This is a genomic window from Staphylococcus simiae, from assembly GCF_002902085.1.
Lineage (GTDB): Bacteria > Bacillota > Bacilli > Staphylococcales > Staphylococcaceae > Staphylococcus > Staphylococcus simiae.
In genome coordinates this window covers 19,559-39,420 of the sequence record NZ_PPQR01000008.1, presented here as the reverse complement: position 1 = coordinate 39,420, position 19,862 = coordinate 19,559, and the positions used below count along the sequence as shown (strand labels likewise).

Annotated in this window: 17 protein-coding genes; 3 read left to right on the top strand and 14 right to left on the bottom strand. The window is 30.5% G+C overall.

From position 1 onward, the window contains the following. Window positions 1-69 precede the first annotated feature (69 nt). From CD113_RS01155 to CD113_RS01105, 11 genes are all read right to left on the bottom strand, one after another. A complete protein-coding gene (locus CD113_RS01155; protein WP_095092698.1) occupies window positions 70-837 on the bottom strand; it encodes a Cof-type HAD-IIB family hydrolase in 768 nt (255 codons plus the stop codon). Window positions 838-1,443: 606 nt separating this feature from the next. Further along, a complete protein-coding gene (locus CD113_RS01150) occupies window positions 1,444-2,703 on the bottom strand; it encodes an aminoacyltransferase (protein ID WP_002462462.1) in 1,260 nt (419 codons plus the stop codon). A gap of 17 nt (window positions 2,704-2,720) precedes the next feature. Beyond that, entirely contained in the window at window positions 2,721-3,983 is a 1,263-nt protein-coding gene (locus CD113_RS01145; protein WP_002462461.1) for an aminoacyltransferase, read from the bottom strand. A 282-nt stretch (window positions 3,984-4,265) separates the two neighbouring features. Continuing rightward, a complete protein-coding gene (gene trpA / locus CD113_RS01140; protein ID WP_002462460.1) occupies window positions 4,266-5,000 on the bottom strand; it encodes a tryptophan synthase subunit alpha in 735 nt (244 codons plus the stop codon). After that, window positions 4,993-6,207, bottom strand: coding sequence for a tryptophan synthase subunit beta (gene trpB / locus CD113_RS01135; RefSeq protein ID WP_095092696.1), 1,215 nt, complete (start codon window positions 6,205-6,207; stop codon window positions 4,993-4,995). The genes trpA and trpB overlap by 8 nt, the downstream gene beginning before the upstream one ends. Further along, the gene (locus CD113_RS01130; RefSeq protein WP_002462457.1) at window positions 6,208-6,834 is read right to left on the bottom strand and encodes a phosphoribosylanthranilate isomerase; all 627 of its coding nucleotides are present in this window, start codon (window positions 6,832-6,834) and stop codon (window positions 6,208-6,210) included. Beyond that, complete coding sequence (gene trpC, locus CD113_RS01125) at window positions 6,834-7,622, bottom strand: indole-3-glycerol phosphate synthase TrpC (protein WP_002462456.1); 789 nt, start codon at window positions 7,620-7,622, stop codon at window positions 6,834-6,836. The genes CD113_RS01130 and trpC overlap by 1 nt, the downstream gene beginning before the upstream one ends. After that, window positions 7,619-8,623 (bottom strand): anthranilate phosphoribosyltransferase, encoded by a 1,005-nt coding sequence (gene trpD, locus CD113_RS01120; RefSeq protein ID WP_002462455.1) that lies wholly within the window; start codon window positions 8,621-8,623, stop codon window positions 7,619-7,621. Before trpD ends, trpC begins: the two co-directional genes overlap by 4 nt. Next, on the bottom strand, window positions 8,620-9,195 hold the full coding sequence (locus tag CD113_RS01115) for an anthranilate synthase component II (RefSeq protein ID WP_002462454.1): 576 nt from the start codon (window positions 9,193-9,195) through the stop codon (window positions 8,620-8,622). Before CD113_RS01115 ends, trpD begins: the two co-directional genes overlap by 4 nt. Further along, the gene (locus CD113_RS01110) at window positions 9,192-10,598 is read right to left on the bottom strand and encodes an anthranilate synthase component I (protein WP_002462453.1); all 1,407 of its coding nucleotides are present in this window, start codon (window positions 10,596-10,598) and stop codon (window positions 9,192-9,194) included. The genes CD113_RS01115 and CD113_RS01110 overlap by 4 nt, the downstream gene beginning before the upstream one ends. 498 nt (window positions 10,599-11,096) lie before the next feature. Beyond that, on the bottom strand, window positions 11,097-12,128 hold the full coding sequence (locus CD113_RS01105) for a M42 family metallopeptidase (protein ID WP_002462452.1): 1,032 nt from the start codon (window positions 12,126-12,128) through the stop codon (window positions 11,097-11,099). Window positions 12,129-12,281: 153 nt separating this feature from the next. On the opposite strand from CD113_RS01105, the gene CD113_RS01100 reads away from it, so the two are divergent. Next, window positions 12,282-13,373, top strand: a complete 1,092-nt coding sequence (locus CD113_RS01100) for a prephenate dehydrogenase (RefSeq protein ID WP_095092694.1) — start codon at window positions 12,282-12,284, stop codon at window positions 13,371-13,373. Window positions 13,374-13,553: 180 nt separating this feature from the next. Here CD113_RS01100 and CD113_RS01095 read toward each other — a convergent pair whose 3' ends face one another. Next, complete coding sequence (locus CD113_RS01095) at window positions 13,554-14,816, bottom strand: Y-family DNA polymerase (protein WP_095092692.1); 1,263 nt, start codon at window positions 14,814-14,816, stop codon at window positions 13,554-13,556. A 148-nt stretch (window positions 14,817-14,964) separates the two neighbouring features. Between CD113_RS01095 and CD113_RS01090 the strand changes: the two genes are divergently transcribed. Then, entirely contained in the window at window positions 14,965-15,150 is a 186-nt protein-coding gene (locus CD113_RS01090; RefSeq protein ID WP_002464985.1) for a 2-hydroxymuconate tautomerase, read from the top strand. 302 nt (window positions 15,151-15,452) lie between these two features. Here CD113_RS01090 and CD113_RS01085 read toward each other — a convergent pair whose 3' ends face one another. After that, a complete protein-coding gene (locus CD113_RS01085; protein ID WP_002464984.1) occupies window positions 15,453-16,436 on the bottom strand; it encodes an LCP family protein in 984 nt (327 codons plus the stop codon). Window positions 16,437-16,572: 136 nt separating this feature from the next. Here CD113_RS01085 and msrA point away from each other — a divergent pair, with 136 nt between their 5' ends. Continuing rightward, complete coding sequence (gene msrA, locus CD113_RS01080; protein ID WP_002464983.1) at window positions 16,573-17,082, top strand: peptide-methionine (S)-S-oxide reductase MsrA; 510 nt, start codon at window positions 16,573-16,575, stop codon at window positions 17,080-17,082. A 149-nt stretch (window positions 17,083-17,231) separates the two neighbouring features. Here msrA and mprF read toward each other — a convergent pair whose 3' ends face one another. Then, on the bottom strand, window positions 17,232-19,754 hold the full coding sequence (gene mprF / locus CD113_RS01075) for a bifunctional lysylphosphatidylglycerol flippase/synthetase MprF (protein ID WP_002464982.1): 2,523 nt from the start codon (window positions 19,752-19,754) through the stop codon (window positions 17,232-17,234). Between the last annotated feature and the right edge of the window lie 108 nt (window positions 19,755-19,862).

The following is a 19,862-nucleotide window of genomic DNA, read 5'->3' as shown; positions in this document are numbered from 1 at the left end:
ATTCGTGTCTAATTCGATTAATGGCCTATTATCAAATTCGCTGAATGATATATCTTTGAGATTAAAATTTTATATAAAACTAAGTATTTTATGAGCAAGTTCTTGTGTATCATTACTTAGATGTTGAATTATTGGCATGTCAATGATTATCGACGTGTCATGTGGTGATGGGCCTACAATATAACCTTGGCTAGCATGTTGTAACATAACTATATCATTATGGTCATTACCAAATGCTATATAATCAACATTTTGTCCATAAATATATTGCAAAGCCGTGTATTTATTAATATCTTTAGCTGTAATATCAATGTTTAATTCGTTACTATGGTTAATGATTTCTAGATGATTTTGATATTGAGTTAATTCTTTTTGAATTGCGGCGATTGCTGTTGGTTCTACATTTAATAAAATCACTTTAATTGGTGCTGATATTTGAGACATTGAGATACAATGAGCCAGCTTATGTGGATCTAAACGCTCATAAATCGCATTGTCAGCGCCTATATGTGCTGCATAATTCCAGTCATCATCAATGATATAATCTAAGTTATATTTTGTAATGATAGTTATAAGATATTGATACATTTGATGACTTATTGGTCTGATAACTTGAATATGTTGTTGATGTGAATACATAGCGCCATTTGCACCAATTAACGTATGATTATGAAATTCAGCTGGTAAAACTGGTAACAAATCACGTATTGGTCTAGCAGATGCAAAAATAAGTTCATGACCATGTTGTTGCAATTGTTTTAAACTGTTAATAATTGTTGCATCAATACATTGACCATTGAAACATAATGTACCATCGATATCAAAAACAAATTTCATCAAATCACTCCAAAATTAATTTGACTATGATTATACCATAATAGGTGAGCATATATAATAAGAGAAAGCCATATAAGCTACCTTTTTAGTTGAATATATAACTTCCTATAATATATATTATGTAAACTAAAATATTGAAAATAAGGTCTAGTCACATATAGTTACTATCATTATATTAATACCATTTTGACATATATTTATAGATCTGTTCATAACTTTCGTTTAGATTGCTATAGTCACATAATTTGAAAATCTAATCACCTGAGATAGAATTTATGCACAACTTATCATTTCAAATTTTATATTGCTATCATTTAATGAACTCACTATAGTTTAAGTTGAACATATGTGTGTTAACAATAATATAATTGTATAGAAAATGCGTAAATTAAATGCAACTTATCTAAATTTACTCCATATTTTTAAGACAACAATTTATAATAATTAAATTAAAAATTTCTCATGTTTGATTTATTGTGAAATGTTTAACATATGCTAATATATATTGTGTAAGATGCAATATGAATTAATAATAGTATCAACTTTGTTAATTTAGAAACAAAAAGCACTTAAGGCATATTAACCATAAGTGCTTAAAATCGTAAATTATTTTTTCAATTTTTGACGAAGGCGGTTTAAAGTCGTGAACAACCAATATTTAACTTTATGAATAGGTTTATAGAAATCCCCTATTAATTCTTCAATTTGAACATTGAAACCACGTTTAAAGCGATAAACACCGTAATCTTCACTATTCTCCGTGAAATCTCCGGATAAACCATAAAAATTGTAGCGGTCATAACCATTGTCAAAGCAATAATTAATCATGAACCAATGCATCATATAAGGTCCCATATATTGATTGTATTTTTCTGAAGAACCACCTGAGAAGTAATTTACTTCATAGGCATTAGCAAAATAGACACCAGAAGCAAGGTTTAAAATTGATCCGTCAGTTTTTCTAAGTTCACTGGCATGCAATAGTTCTTTTTTATCATGATCTATTTGCTTATCTAATTCTGTAATTTTTTTAATTTGCTTATCCGTTTTGTTTTCTTTAGCCATCATATCATCTCGACGATTTTCTTTGTCATTTAAATCATTTTGTAATTGTAAGACATAATCGTCTAAATCAATATATGCTAATGGCACTAAGATTTTATCACCATAAGTATCAACAAAATTATAGAAATAATCATCAGTTTTTGATACGAAGCCAGTACGTTCTTCAGTTTCACGATATAAGTCTAAGAAGATATTAAATTCATCTCTTGCTAAAAATCTTACTTTAACCCCGTAGTTTATCGCTTTATTTATATTTCTCTTACGTTGACTATCAAATTCTTTCTTCAATGTAGCAGGTGTTTTACCTTCTAAATTTAATACGCCCATCCATCTAACCTGACTGGAAGTATCATAAGTAGTAGTAAATCCATGGTGTTCATATCCATGAGACTTAAATAAGTTTACTAAAGCATCATTTTTTTCGCTGTCAGGGAAAGGAACAACATCTTTATCGTATCGTTGATAAATCCAATAAGGATCCATTTTGACATATAAACATTGATGTTGATGTAAATATTTTTCTAATTCTTTTAAATAAAAGTCCACCAAACCTAAATCAGAATAGTCCATAACAGGGCCACGATTTGAATAATAAACATAACTTCCCATTGTAGGAATTTTAGAGAAAAGGCTCGCTGCGATTACTTTGTTATTATCATCTTTAATACCTAATAATACGACCTCAAAGCCATCATTTTCACGCGTTGCAATATTTTCCTTCACTTGAAAATAGTGACTTTCTAATGATGGATTTTGAACAAAGTTGTCAAATTCAGTAACGGTTAACTCTGTAAATTTCATTTTGGTTAATTCCTCTCCTATAAAATTCTATCTTTAATTCTTTTAAGTCCATTATATAAAGCATACATAGGTTTGTTTATTGGTTTAATAAAATCGCCGACATATTCGATAATTTCAGCATTGTAACCTTTTTTAAATTTAACTACCCCTGCGTCTTCAGCATCTTCAGTAAAACGACCACTGACACCATAGAAGTTATAGCGATCAATACCATGGTCTAAAGCGTAATTTATCATTTCCCATTGTACTGCATAACTTCCTGCAAAATGTCTAAATTCATTTGCAGTACCGCCAGCATAATACACAACTTCAAATGGGTTGATAATGAAGAAACCAGCTGAAATTGGTAATTCATTTCCATGCTCTTGCTGTAATCGTTTAGCTTCATCGATTTTTTGTTGGTTGGCATCTAGTTGTTGTTGCAAGTTATCTCTTTTATTATAAGCTTTTTTATTATCTGGATGTTTGTCAATATCTTTTAATGCTTTATTAATATCTTTAGTTAATGTTTCACGTTCATTGTTAAGTTCAATGAGATAGTCATTAAAATCAATATATGCCAAGGGAACTAATGCACGACCTTTATAATACTTGAGTCGATTATAATAGAACGAATCAGCTCTATCAGCAAAATCTTTAGTTTCTGAAGTATCTTCCATAAATGATCTGAAAATAGGTAATTCGTCTTCAGTTAAAAATTTAACTTTTACACCGTTCTTTTTAACTTTTTTAGTATTTCTCTTTCTTAAACTATCCATGCCTTTCAAAACATCATTAGCCGTTTTATCTGTTAAATCAAGTACTGAATGATATCTAATCTGTAAGACATCATCAAACCCTTTATGGAATCCTGTATGATTGAAACCAAGTTGATTCATTTTATCAAAGAACCAATCATTTCCTGCATTAGCAATTAGTTCACCATCATGATTTAAGTATTGATAAGGTAAGTAAGGATCAACGTGTAAATATAAACCATGATGATTTTTAACATATTTTGATAATTCATTAAAAAAGAAATGTACTAATTCTTTATTATCAAAATCAATAACTGGTCCACGATTTGAATAAAAATATTTAAATATTTTTAACACTGGTACAGCAGTAAGCATACAAGCTGCAATGACTTCATTGTTGTTGTTCTTAATCCCTACTAAATGTGTCTCTTTACCTTCAGCAACCTTTAATTCATAATTTTCTACCATTTGGGTAAAGTGACTATATGGCATATTATCAGTAAAATCGCCAAATTCTTTAGCAGTTAAATTTGTAAACTTCATATTCATTACTCCTATATTTATCTCGCATAATTTATATTCATTTCCACTCAAAAATATATCTATCTCTTATTTAAAAAATAACTTAGATGATAATATATCTAATCTAAATTATTATACAATAGATAAAGTCAAAACTAAAATATTAGCTCATATAATTGCATATGTTTTATCAGTTATAGCAAACATTTTAAATGCTAACGACAAAAAGTAATATAGGCTATCAATTCACCCATATTACTTGAATAATACATTTATATTTTACCATTTTAAGACGTCTTGAAACTAATTATTAGTATTTAAAACATTAGCAATATCATTTAAATAGTTGATGATTTCTTGCTGCGACTGTTCCTCAAACCTTTTAACAATTTCACTTCCGATGACTACACCGTCTGCCACATCTATAATATCTTTGACATGTTCCACTGTTTTAATTCCAAATCCTGCTACTACAGGTACTTTAGCTTGTTCTTTGATGTTTTTAATTTTTTGTTTCAGTTTTGGATGGAATTTACCATCAGAACCAGTTATGGCATTCATTGTCACTGTGTATATAAATCCTTCAGCTTTATTAATAATGTTAGACATACGTTCTTTATCAGTAGTCATGGCGACTAAAGATATGATTTTAATATTTAAATCACTATAATGCTGTCGTAATTGTTCAGTTAATTCAAATGGTAAATCAGGAATAATAAGTCCATAAACACCAGCTTGTTGACATTTTTTCATAAATGCAGCTTCGCCATAATTACAAATAATATTATAATATGTCATTAAAACGTATTTAGCTGTAATTTCTTTTTTATGTTGCTCTAATTTTTCAAATATATAATTTATTGTGACACCTTCTTTTATGGCTTGTTGACCAGCTTCCATGATAATAGGACCATCTGCTACCGGATCTGAAAAAGGAACACCTATTTCGATTATATCTGCACCATTATCGCTTAACAGCTTAGCGTGATGAATGAAATTTTTAGTTGCCATAATGTAAGGGATAAATAATTTAGCCATGTTGAACACCTCTTTGTTCAGTATATTTACGAATCGTTTCCATATCTTTGTCACCACGTCCAGAAATAGTTACAACAATTATTTTATCTTTTGACAATGTAGGTGCTAATTCTTCAACATAACTTAAGGCATGTGCGCTTTCGATTGCTGGTATTATCCCTTCATGCTTAGTAAAGTTAATTAAAGCATCCATGGCTTGTTGATCGCTAGCATTTTTATAACTGACACGACCAATATCATTATAGTATGAATGCTCTGGACCTATACCAGGATAATCCAATCCTGCTGAAATAGAATGTGCTAATTGTACTTGACCATCGTCATCCTGAATAAGATACATTTTCGAACCATGTAATACACCAGGTTTGCCTTTACCGATAGCTAAAGCATGTTTATTAGTATTCTCACCTTGACCAGCTGCTTCAACCCCAAACAATGCAACATCGTCTTTAATAAATGGATAAAATGTACCAATAGCATTTGATCCTCCGCCAATGCAGGCTACCACTGCATCTGGCAATCGATTTTCAATAGCTACGATTTGTTCTTTTATTTCATTTCCTATAACACTTTGAAAATCTCTTACCATTGTTGGGAATGGATCAGGTCCTAATGCTGATCCTAATAAATAATGCGTATCATCAACATGACTCACCCAATATTGTAATGCTTTATTTACAGCATCAGATAATGTACCTTGACCATCATCGACTGAGATAACTTTAGCACCTAGTAGCTCCATTCGGAATACATTTAACTGTTGTCTTGCAATATCTTCACTACCCATGAAAACAACCAAATCCATATCAAATAATGCTGCAACAGTTGCACTTGCAACACCATGCTGTCCTGCTCCAGTTTCTGCAACTAATTTATTTTTTCCCATACGCTTCGCTAATAATGCCTGACCTAAAGCATTATTAATTTTATGTGCACCAGTATGATTTAAATCTTCTCTCTTCAAATAGATTTTTGCTCCGCCTAGACTTTCACTATAAGACTTGGCATACGTTAGTGGTGTTTCTCTACCAACATAATTTTTTAAATAATATTGTAATTCTTGTTGAAATGCTGCATCATTTTTAGCTAATTGATATGCCTTTTTTAATTCTATAATTGCGGGCATTAATGTTTCTGGAACGTATTGTCCTCCATATTGGCCGAAAAATCCTAGTTCATCTGCTTCTGTTTGTATATTCTTATTCATTTATAAATCTCCTTTCACTTTATTAACGATATTTGTCATTTTTATAAAATCTTTTTTATGGTTAGTTTCTATACCTGAAGCAATATCATAACCTTGATGTGTAAGATTTAAAGTTGATATCTCGTCGATACTTTGAGCGTCAATTCCGCCAGCTATTAAGTAAGGGATATCAGTGGGTATAGTTTTTAAAATTGTCCAATCATAACTTTTGCCAGTACCTCCATAATCCTTTGAAGGTGTGTCTATAATAAACAAATCAACAATATGCTTATATTCCTTTATTCGTTCACTTAAATTGTTATCAGCAGGTAGAGCTTTTATTATTTTTAATGTTGGAAAGTGATGTTTAACCTTTGTTATCAAATCTAAAGATTTTAAACCGTGGAATTGTACTGTGTTAATATAAGTTTCATTGACAAGTTGCTCAACAGTTGAAAAATCTGGATTAACTACGACTACAGCTTTATCAATTTGTTTGGGTATGATAGATGTTAATTGGGCTATTTGTTGAATCGTTTGATGTCGTTTACTTTTTTCATAATGAATAAAACCTATGGCATCAATAGGTAGTGTTGAGGCATTTTTAACATCTTGTAACGATTGAAATCCACAAAATTTTAATTTCATTATTTTGCTACCTTTCGTATTTTTAATTGAGGTAAAAATTGTTCTAAATGGTCACATCTCATTAAAGCCTCACCGATTAATAATCCATCAATACCACTAGCGATAATTTGCTTAACGTCATCAACACTATGAATACCACTTTCTGAAATATAGTAGTGATTATCTTGTTTATGTTTATTATCAAGAATTAAATTCGTATGATTAACATCTGTCACAAAATGTTTTAAATCACGATTATTAATACCTATAAGTTGTGCATTAATAGCATAAGCTCGTTCTAATTCTAACTGGTCATGTACCTCAACTAGTACTTCTAAATTTAGAGAATGTGCATATTGATAAAGATTTAGCAATTGTTGATCAGTTAAAATATTTACTATAAGTAAAATAATTGATGCCCCTGCTTTTTTAGCTACATCTATTTGAAGCGGATCAATAATAAAATCTTTACATAATACTGGTAAGCGCGTCTGAGTTGTTAAAGTTTGTAATCGTTCAAAACTTCCTGCAAAATAGCGTTCATCAGTTAAAACTGAAATGGCATTAGCACCATATTTTTCATATGCTTGTACTTGTTGATTTAAATCTCGTGTTGGTAAATTATTAACTGTGGGACTTTTTGATTTAATTTCTGCAATAATAGCTAATTCATCACTGTCTTTTATATATGCTATTAGCGAACTTTTATTCTGAATTTTCAAATTTTTTAAACTGTGAAATTTTTCTTGATAATAACCTTCTGCTAATAATTTCTTTTTATAGCTAACAATTTCTTGTAAAATGGTCATTTAAATTCACCTCTTAATTGTTCATATTTTTTAAATGCTTCACCATTATCAATAAGTTGTTGTGCAAGTGTAATACCTGCGGCAATTGAAGTTACTTTCTCGGCGACATAAAGACATAAAGCTGCATTCAAAACAACTACATCACGGCGACAAGATTTATCTGTTCCATTTAAAATATTAAGTGTGATAGCTAAATTTTCTTCTGGACTACCTCCTTTTAAAGCGCTATTTGGTGCGAATGCTATACCAAAGTCTTTAGCATTAAGTTTATAATGCTTAATATGTCCATGTTCATCTAATTCATAAATTAAATTATCTCCAGATAAAGTTGCTTCGTCCATACCATTAGCGCCATGAACAACAATGGCTCTTTTTCTACCGAGATCTTTTATAGTTTGTGCTACTAGTGGTAATTTAGAAGGATCAAATATACCTACCATTTGATATGTTAATTTATATGGATTAATTAATGGTCCGACTAAATTTAATATAGTAGGTTTACCAACCATTTTTCTTACTTCCTGCATATGTTTCATAATGGGATATGATTCAGTTGCACTAACAAATGATAAGTTTGTATTATCAAGTTGTTGTGGTGTATCTTTGACAGAAGTTGTTGTTATTTTCATTTGGTTCAGTAAATCAGAACTTCCTGAATGTGAGGTCACACTTTTATTGCCATGTTTAATAACTTTAACGCTAGCACTGGCTACTATAAATGCTACTGTAGTTGATATATTGAAACTATTTGATTTATCTCCTCCAGTACCACATACACACATGCCACCTTCATAGTAAGGTTGTACAGGATACATTGTTTTAATCAAACTTTTTACTATATAAGTTAGTTCTTGTTGATCGATTGTTCTATTTGAATAGGCATTTAAATAATTATATTTAATTGTTAGTTCCATATCAGGATCTATTAAAATGTCAATAAGTTCTTGAATGTCAGCTTCTTGAAGTTCTGAAGTAGATTTTATTTTTGCTAATAATGTCATGAGTTGTCCCTCTCTTTCACAAAGTTGATAAAATTAGTAATAATTTGTTCGCCATATTCAGTGGCAAATGATTCCGGATGATATTGAATTCCAAAATGTGGTAAATGTTCATGTTCGTATGACTGTATACAATCTTGTGTTTCACCAGTTATAACTAAACATTGTGGGAAATTATTCTTGTTACTTATCAATGAGTGGTACCTCATAATATTAAATTGTTGTGGTAAATTGTGATATAGCACACTTTGATGTAACTTGTGTCGATTTAATATATCTACTTTACCGTGCATTACTTTTTGTCCTTGAATAACTTCACCATCATAAAAACAAGTTAAAGCTTGTGCGCCTAAACATATTCCTAAAATAGGTTTATGTTGGTAAGTATTGATAATCTTTATTAGTTGATCATTATCGAGTGGATGACCTGGTCCTGGTGAAATAATTACACCATCTACTTGTTGATTGAGTACTTCATTATCATCTGGATAAAGTACTGTGACATCGCTCACTTTAGCAACGATATCAACTAAGTTATATGTAAATGAATCATAATTATCTATAATAAGTATCATGGCTCAACCTCCAATAAACTTTTTGCTTTTAATTGTGTCTCTTCTAATTCTTTTTGTGGTATAGAGTCAAAGACAACGCCACATCCTGCTTCTACATTGACAGTTTGCTCATCAATCATCATTGTTCTAATTGCTAAAGCAAAATCTAAATTATGATTGCAATTAATATAACCAACACCACCACTATAGACACCTCGTTTATATGGAAATTGTTCATAAAGTCGTTCAACAGCTCGTAATTTTGGAGCTCCAGATACTGTACCAGTTGGCAGTAGATTAGCAATAACTGTCATAGGAGATAGTTTTGGTTGAAGTGTTGCTTGAACTTCACTAACGATGTGCATCACATGTTGATATTTTTCTATGGTCATTAACTTAGTAATTGCTGATGTGCCAGTTAGACTGACTCTGTGAATATCATTTCTTCCTAAGTCAACTAACATACTATGCTCACTTATTTCTTTTGGATCATTTAGTAACTGATTTACATTTTGCTGATCTTCTTCCGGTGTCAGCCCCCTTTTAATCGTTCCAGCAATCGGGTTCGTCATTACGATACTATTGTCAACACGAACAAAACTTTCAGGTGAACTACCAACAATATGAGGTTGATCAAGGTTTATATAATACATATAAGGACTCGGATTTTGTCTTTTTAATTTTTGATATAGTTGAAATGAAAACTGATCTAACTGTTGTTTTTGTTGATGTTGATAGCTATAAATCCTTGATGGAACAATTTGAAACATGTCACCTTGTGTAATTTTCTCTTTATAGTATTTGATAATATTGATGAATTGCTGGTCTGGTATATTCACTTTTACATCTTTTTCAAAGTTCATAATAGTTGGTAAATCTTGAAATGGCTTAATTGCTTTGAGTTGTTCAATGGCTTGATCAACCTTTAGCTTAAGTGAATAATCATTAACCTTTGAGAACTGATTTGTAGCTATCACATATAGTTCATCTTTATAATGATCAAAAACATACACTTGTTCGACCATATATAATCTAACATCATGTTGTTTATGATCTGGTAATTCAATATCTTGCAATTTTTTGAATTCATGTCTTACCAAGTCAAAACTACAAGTTCCAACATAACCTGATATAAAAGGCAGTTGCTGTAATTCTAAATCTATTATTTTATGGTAATCTTCATTAATCAATTCTTTTAAGTAGTTATATGGGTTATGTCTAATCATTAGATTTTTTTCGTTTGTTTTAATGTTTAATTCATAATTATCTAGCGTTATCGTGCCATAGACATCAAATATAACGATTGAATAACGACCTTTTGTTTGTTGCTGATTTGTACTTTCTAAAATAATTTTCTTCGATTTTAATTGCGCAAGAACTTCTGGTGTTACATTAGCTTTAATTTTTTTATAACAAATTTTCATATTCTTCCTCCTTCCAATAAAAAAAGCGCCCTTATATATAAAATATAAAGGACGCTGCCGCGTGGTACCACCTAAATTAACTGAATATTCAAATTTTTTCCAGTTCACTTTATTAGCTATTTTCTTGTTACTACACAAAACCCAATTTCATTAATATTAGTGTTAGTTTGCATCACCCACTAACTTTCTTTTTGCTACGATAATATTAATTACTACATTTTGTTGAATTAAAAAGGCACCACAGAAACGCATGACTTATATAAGGACGCGTTACCGTGGTGCCACCTTAGTTAACATAATTAATGTTCACTTTAAATTTTATTCTATTGTATTCTAAAGTCCAATTCACTATATATGTTGTGTTGATTTGCATCATCCATCAACTTTCTACTTGCTACAAGTCATATATGCTACTAACTTCTTTAGAACTTTATTAAGTTATCTTATATTGCAGTATAATACAGATTTCAGATTATTTTGTCAATAACTATTTTAAAATTATTCTATTGGAGATAAGCAATATGCATATAATAATTGCTCTGTTGCTTTTATAGAGTCAATATGTGTTCGTTCCATTGCATGAGACGATTCAATTCCAGCCCCAAATAGGCCATGCTTAATATCTGCTCCAGCTTTTAAAGCGGCTGATGCATCAGAAGTATAATACGGATAAATATCTAACTTATATGGTATATCGTTTATCTTACATAGGTTTACTAAATGTGATTTTAAGTGTTTATTATAAGGACCAGATGCATCTTTAGCACAAATTGATACAGTGTATTCATCTGATGTTTGACCATCACCTAACGCTCCCATATCTAAAGCAATAAATTCCTTGATTTTAGGAGATATTGAGGCATTAGCTCCATATCCAATTTCTTCATTGTTAGAAATATAAAATTGTGTTGTATGAGGCAATTGAATTTGATTAGCTTTTAATTTTTGTAATAAATGTAAGATCATCGCTACACTAGCTTTATCGTCTAAATGTCTTGATTTAATAAATCCTGATGGTGTAATGACTGTGCGTGGATCAAAATTTATGAAATCCCCTACTTCAATCCCTAATTGTTTTGTTTCTTGGTCAGAAGTTGTAACTTCATCTATTCGGATTTCCATATGTTCTTTATCTCGTGGGATCTCATAATTATTTCTATATACATGTACACTCGTTTCATGTAAACAGATTGTTCCAGTATATATTTGACCACTTTCTGTTGTTATTTCGCAATATTCCCCTTCAATTGCATTGTAAGTAAATCCACCTATTAATTCTATTGCAAGTCGACCATCTTCTTTTATCTCTTTGACCATTGCTCCTAAAGTATCGACATGTGCAGTGATACATCGTTGTAAGTCATTATTTTGACCATCTACTTGAATAATTAAAGCACCTTTATTGGTAATTGTTGTTTGATAACCAAGTTCTTGTGCATAATCTTTAACATAATTAATAGCTTCATCTGTATCACCTGAAGGACTATTTATTTCAGTGAGTGTTTTTATAGTTTCTAGAATTTCTGACATACCATTATCCCTCTCCATCAAATTGATAATATTATTGTAGTTTATTTTAGCTATTTATTCTAATAAATATAGTTATATTATTTTCTATTGCACTCAGTTATCAGCTCATTTACAATATTATTATTCTGAAAATTTTGAAACTAGGTGATTTTTATGACAACCGTACTATTTGTTGGTTTAGGATTAATTGGTGGTAGCTTAGCTAGCAATCTAAAATATCATAATCCAAATATTAACATTATTGCATTTGATAAAGACCCATCTCAACTAGAAAAAGCAATATCAATTGGTATTATTGATGAAAAGTATCAAAATTATGAAGATGCAGTATCTAAAGCTGATATTATTGTGTATGCTACTCCTGTAACTATTACCAAACAATACTTATTAAATTTAGTTAATTTAAATACTAAATCTGGTCTTATCGTTACAGATACTGGTAGTACTAAAGCTGATATACAGCAATTAGAACATACATTACTACAACATGGTATTCATCTTGTCGGAGGCCATCCTATGGCTGGTAGTCACAAATCTGGTGTTCTTAATGCAAAAAAACATTTATTCGAAAATGCATACTTCATTTTAGTTTATGATGATGTTGCTAATAAACAAGCTGCTGATTACTTAAAACAATTGTTTAGTCCTACTTTAGCTAAGTTTATTTTAACCAATGCTAAAGAACACGATCTAGTTACTAGTGTTATTAGTCATTTACCTCATATCGTAGCTTCAAGTTTAGTGCATTTAAGTGAACAAAACGGGCATGAACATGACCTTGTTGCTAAACTTGCAGCTGGCGGCTTTAGAGATATTACACGTATAGCTAGTAGTAACGCAGAAATGTGGAAAGATATCACTTTAAGTAATCAAAAATTCATCTTGGAGATGCTCAAACAGTTAAAAGATCAATTCACAGCAATTGAAGAAATGATTAAAAGTAATAATGCTGACCAATTATTTGAGTTCTTTGCTCAGGCAAAAGCTTATAGAGACGCTTTACCTGTTAGACAACTAGGTGGACTTACTACAGGGTATGATCTATATGTTGATATTCCGGATAAACCGGGTATGATAAGTAAAGTTACTCATACATTAAGTTTACATAACATATCTATAAGCAACTTGAAAATATTAGAAGTTCGTGAAGATATTTATGGTGCTTTACAAATTAGCTTTAAAACTCCAGATGATCGTCAACGTGGTTTAGAAGCATTGAATGATTTCGATTGTTATATTCAATAAAATGTATCTAGTAGTATAAAAATACATGCTTGAACAACTAATATAACTATGCCATACCAAAACTGACTAGAGTTGTAAGATGTTAATTTATCCCCCTTACAACTCAGACAGTTATTACTAAATATTTATTGTCTTTATTACAATCTTTAAATTATATCCTGAATTTTCATAATAATATAGCTACATTTTATGCCCTGCCATTAACCCTAATCTACCATGTTTAGTACCAGCATCAGTAAATGACACTGCTTTAGAAACTATTCCTTTACCATATTTTAAATGTAACTGATCAATAGTTTTGGCTAAACATTCTTCTCTCTTTCTCTGGTATTCATCTTCAAATAAGTTTAGTTGTCGTTCGTCTTCATTAATAAACTGGCTTAAGGACACACTTAGTGTACGGTATAGTGCTTTATGATCACAAAGTTGCTCAGCAAAGTAATTGACCACTTTGATAATATCACTTTCTAAATTCGTCGGATCTTTTAGTGTATATTGTTTATGAACGCCTCCTTCATCGTTATAACCAAATGAAAAATGAATCGTTCTTGCCAATTTTTTTCTTGCTCTAACTCTACTAGCAACATCCTCTATTAATTCCTGCATCACAATTTTAGCTTCATTAAATTGATAATCTCTCATTAATATTTGACTCTTACAAATAGATGGATTGCTAATTTTGTATTTATCACGTACTTTACTATGGTCAATACCGTTTGCATGCAAATGCATATCAATACCTATAATTCCAAAATCCCTTTTTAGAAATTGATATGGATACTTGGCTAAGTCTCCAATACTAAAAATGCCTTTTTTATTCAACTTACGTTCAGTTTTTTTATTTATTCCCCAGAAAGTACTTAATGGCTGAATTGGCCATAATTTAGTTGGTACATCTTGATACCTCCATTCTGCAATACCATTTGTTGTATGTTTAGCATCAATATCCATAGCAACTTTACTCAACAACATATTAGACCCAATGCCAACTGTACAATGAATACCAGTTTCTTCATAAATTTCATATTTTAATCTTTCACAAAAAGCTTGTACCGTTGAATTAAATCTATGGTAACTATCTGTAACATCCATAAAAAACTCGTCAATACTATATTGATGTAAATCTTCAGGTGCAATATAACGTAAAGCAATTTTAGAAATTGCAACAGAAATATTAAGATATTGTCGCATACTAGGATTAATAATATAAATATCATTTCTATGTGGTATTTCAAACAGTCTAGATCCTGTTTTAACTCCTAATTCTTTTAATTTTGGTGTTGCAGCTAACACAACTGATCCTTGCCTTTTCGTATCAGCGACAACAGCTAACTTTGTTGTTAATGGATCTAATCCCTTTTCAATGCAAGATACACTAGCAAAGAAGCTTTTCTGATCAATACAAAGTATATCTCTATCTTCTAACAAATGATAATCGTACATCGTTATTCCTCCCTCATATACAAATATTATATACGAACAAATGTTCTATTTCAATACTAATAAGAACAATCGTTCGTTTTTGTTATTTTATGTATTTCTACTATTAAAATGTTATACTCTAAGTAATTAAATTTAGGAGGTTTGGAATATGCCAATTATCAATGTTAAATTATTAGAAGGTCGCTCTGATGACCAATTAAAAAACTTAGTTAGTGAAGTGACGAATGCCGTAGAAAAAACTACAGGTGCTAATAGAGAAGCTATCCATGTAGTAATCGAAGAAATGCAACCAAATCATTATGGTGTTGCTGGCGTTAGAAAATCTGATCAATAATAGTAATATCTACTTGATCCTGGGACATAAAGCATACTTTACTTAATATTATGCACCTGTCAGCAACTATCGGCTTATTAAATGTTAAAAATCAATGTTTTATAAGTCTACTTAGACTTGTCGGAGTGGACAGAAGCTGTTATCAAAAATTTTAAAGGATTACAGTACGAGTATCTACGCATAGTTTTTGGAAAAATTTTTTGTTGTTCCATTCTCAATCTATCGTGCACTAACATAATAAATAGCCTTCAAATGAACTGTAATAAGTTTCATCTGAAGGCTATTTTATTTAGTAGTTATAGTTATTCTTTTGATAAAAATTCTTTAATCGCTTTTTTATTAGTATCTTTATCTATTTTTAGCGCACTACCATCTGTATTGGTATTAAGATCTTCATATGAATTTTTAATAGGAACTGTTAACGATTTAACATCTTTATCACCACGAACGCCAAAACTTAAACCAGTTTGGAAAATTGCTGAGTTTGGCATACTAGTATTAACATAACCTCTTAAAATACCTGCAACTTTTGGTAATTTAACAACTGTTCTGAAATTGACCAATTCTTTTCGTAATGTCTGCATAACTTGTTGTTGACGTCTTACTCGACCAAAATCACCTTCTGGGTCATGACGGAACCTAGCATAACCCAATAATTCTTTACCATTCAAGTTATGTTGTCCTTTTTTTAATGACACACCAATATTTTTAGACATGTCTTTTTCAACATTAATTGGCACACCATTTGGCATTAATTCATCAATCATTTTTTCAAAACCTGTAAAATCAACTACAGCATAATATTCTGGATTAATACCTAAGTTTTTATCTAATGTTTTACGAAGTAATTCAGGACCACCTAAAGTATATGCTGAATTAATCTTATGTTGACCATATCCAGGTATATCAGCATAGATATCTCTCATGACAGACATCATTTTCATTTTTTTATTAATATAATCATATTGAACAACCATGATAGAATCTGTTCTAGATTGACCACCTTGTGCTTTATCTGCACCTAAAACGAGAATAGAAATCTTACCATCATTTTTAACTGGCCCATTAAATTGATGAACCTTAGTATCTTTAGCATGTTTTTCTGCGTATTCGATACCACTGTTATAACTATGTATAACATATACAATTAAAGCAATTAATATAACTACAATAATTAAAATAATGATAGGCAACTTTCTAACTTTCTTTTTCTTAGTTCTTCTAGACGTTAGATTATTTTGTTCATCTTGACGTCTATATTCATTATCATTATTCTCTTTTTCCATATTTACCTACCTTATATCTTCAAAAATATATTCGTGTGTACTATAATTATCATATATAAACGTTATACAAAAATAATTCAAAATGCAAGTGATTTCTTAACAAATAGTACTAAGGTCTAATGAAAGGTTGTCAAAAATGAATATAAATACAGCTTATTTTGCCGGAGGATGCTTTTGGTGTATGACGAAACCATTTGACACATTTGATGGCATCGAACAAGTCACATCTGGTTATATGGGTGGTCATCTAGAGAACCCTTCATATGAAGACGTTAAATCAGGCACAAGTGGTCATTATGAAACAGTTGAAATTGAATACGATGTTGCTTTATTTTCTTATAACAAGTTGTTAGAAGTATTCTTCTCTGTTATTGACCCCTTAGATCCAGACGGTCAATTCCAAGATCGTGGTCCACAATATCAAACTGCTATCTTTTATACTAATGAACATCAAAAAGAACTTGCTGAACAATATATTGACAAGTTAAAGCACACTATAGACGCAGATAAAGCAATTGCTACTAAGATTTTACCAGCTAGTACATTCTATAAAGCTGAAGAATATCATCAAGATTTCTATAAGAAAAACCCTGAACGTTATGCTCAAGAACAACAAGATAGACAAAACTATAAATCTCAAAACTAAATGTAAATATCACACAATATGACATTACCCTTAAAGTTAATTCAGTTACCTATAACTTTAAGGGTATCTTATTTGCGATAAAAATACCCATATACAAAGTTGGTTCAGACATAGTGATTGTCGTCGCCCTCATGTATATGGGTTATTAATTATTTATGTCGAATAACTCTCATTACTTTAGATAATGATTGCCATAATGAGCTATCTTTACGATAAACTAAGAAACGTGGTTCCCAGTTCGGATTATATTTCGCTTTATATTTACGTAATCCTTGGAATCTATAGAGACCATTAAAATGTTCAAATACTCTACCAGCTAATCGCTCTCTTAAATAAGAATAATGTAATTGACCAACGTTAGATAAAGTAGCCATTCCCATATTGAATTTCTTATACCCTTGTTCCTTACTCCACAATAGCATGTGCAAGTATAAACCATCCATTAATGGTAGGTCTAATTCTGGCAACCATCTGATAAGATCTACTGAAATTGCATCATTGAAATACGTAGGCATTAAACTACAAAAAGCAATAATTTCTTGATTTTCATTACGCATAACTCCAACAGGTGCTTTTGACAAATATTCCTCAGTAAATTGTCCAACAGAGAAATGCATTTCATTTCTTTTGCCTAACCATAAATCACTAACATGTTGTAATTCAGTTAAACATTCTGCTGAATATGGTGGCTCAATAATTTCAAATGTAATATTTAAATCTTCAAATTTATTTAATGTTGCTCTAAAGCCACGACGTTTTTTACCTGACGTAGAAAATTGAGTTAAATCAATGATTGCTTCTTCGCCCAATTTAAAGAATTGATTACCAAAATTATGATATAAAGGCATGTGTTGATCGGTTACTTGATAGAAAATAACATCATAACCAAGATATTCAGCATAATTGTAAAAGCTTTCCAATAACTCTTCAAACACTGTTTCATCGCCGATAGGATCACCTAAAACAACTAATGCACTCGCTTTATAACGATACATTAAAAATGCTGTCTTTTGTTCATTAGTAAAATACTTTTTATCACCACTATATATTAAGTGACTTAAGTAATTTCCACCATAATTATCAATAATTGTTTCACAGTCTTCCACTTTAGCAGATATGCCAACTTTGTTAAATTGGTAATCAAATAACCAAGCAATGATACCAACAATAATCGCTATTATTAAGATAGTTATCCAGAAGTAATAGCGTAATAACGATGTAGCTACTTCAATATGATACACATCTAAAGCATACAAAGTTCCAGCAATAAAGGCATGGTTAATAAATAACACGAATGCGCTGAAAATAACCGTACCAACTAATTTTCTAATTCTGAATGGTCGCTTTAAAACCCTCGTTCTTCTGAAAGCAAAAATAAGTAAAGCAAAGACGATAATTAACCAAGCAATTAAAATATATGATGCATAAGTATATATCGTAGCACCAATAATTAATAAAATAGATATCATCGCAAAAATAATTGCCCTTCTACTTTGTTTATATATCCCATATACATTAACTAAAAGTAATAAACAGGCACTCGTATGAATTGCTAACGTAATATAATAGGCGAGATGTTCACCATCATATAAGCCATCATAGACAATGGTTAGATTATTGACGAAGAAAATCATACTAGTGAAAAACACTAAAATTGCTAATGATAAGGCAGGAATCTTAGCAACAACATCTTTTTGGTATGACATTAAAAATGACGTAACATCTTTTGCTGGAATAAAATATTTTGACCCTTCAAGATAATTTTTAGCAGACTTACCAAATTCGAATGATGATAAAATCAACGCTATAATTACTGGTACAAAATAATAAGCAAAACGATACAATAGTAACATTAATAACGCTTTTTCTTCTGGTACACCTAATGTTTTGAAACCTAATAACATAATTAAATCAAATGCACCAAAACCTCCAGGAATAAAACTAACTAAACCGGATAAAGCAGCAATAATAAAGATTGCAATGAAAGCCATAAATGATACGTGTGTATGTACAATAACAGCACTAAAGTATAATACTATTGCCGCAGCTAACCATTCGACACATGATACTAATGTACAATATAAACCAACAAATCTATTATTACGATCAGGTGGCTTAACCATAGTATAAATAATAAATATAGGCAAAAAGGCTGAAACTATATATAACACCCATCTAACCCATGAAATTTTATCTATGATCATCGTCGCATCAAAAACATGGAAAACTACTAACAACGACAGCAAGCTAAGTCCTGTTAACATTGATATTAGAACGAACGATATGTAATGAACTAATTTCTTTCTATCTTCTGTATAGTTTTTATAAATCATCGCTCTAACGCCAGCACCTATAAAGCCTCCAAACCCTACAATTGCATTTAAAGCATTAATAATGTAACTGACTCTAAGTAATTTTCCAATTGGGATGTTCATTTTTAAAGCTTTAGCTAAAATAACATCATACATAGATAATAAAATTAGTGAGGCACCACCGGCAATAAATAAAAGGACTAGAGATAGTCTATTAATCTTACTAAATTCAAATAATGTTTCTTTAAAGTTTATTCCTGATAATTCTCTATATAAAGTAATCACTACAAAAATAAATAATGCAGTAGCAAAAGTAATTTTCAGGATAGAAAACAGTTTATTTTTTACTTCTTGTTTCATCTTTTCACATCAATTCTACAAAATTCTAGTATATTTCAAAATATATCATACCATATACCTCATTATCACATCATTTCTCTCTGATTTATATAACATTTTTGTAATATG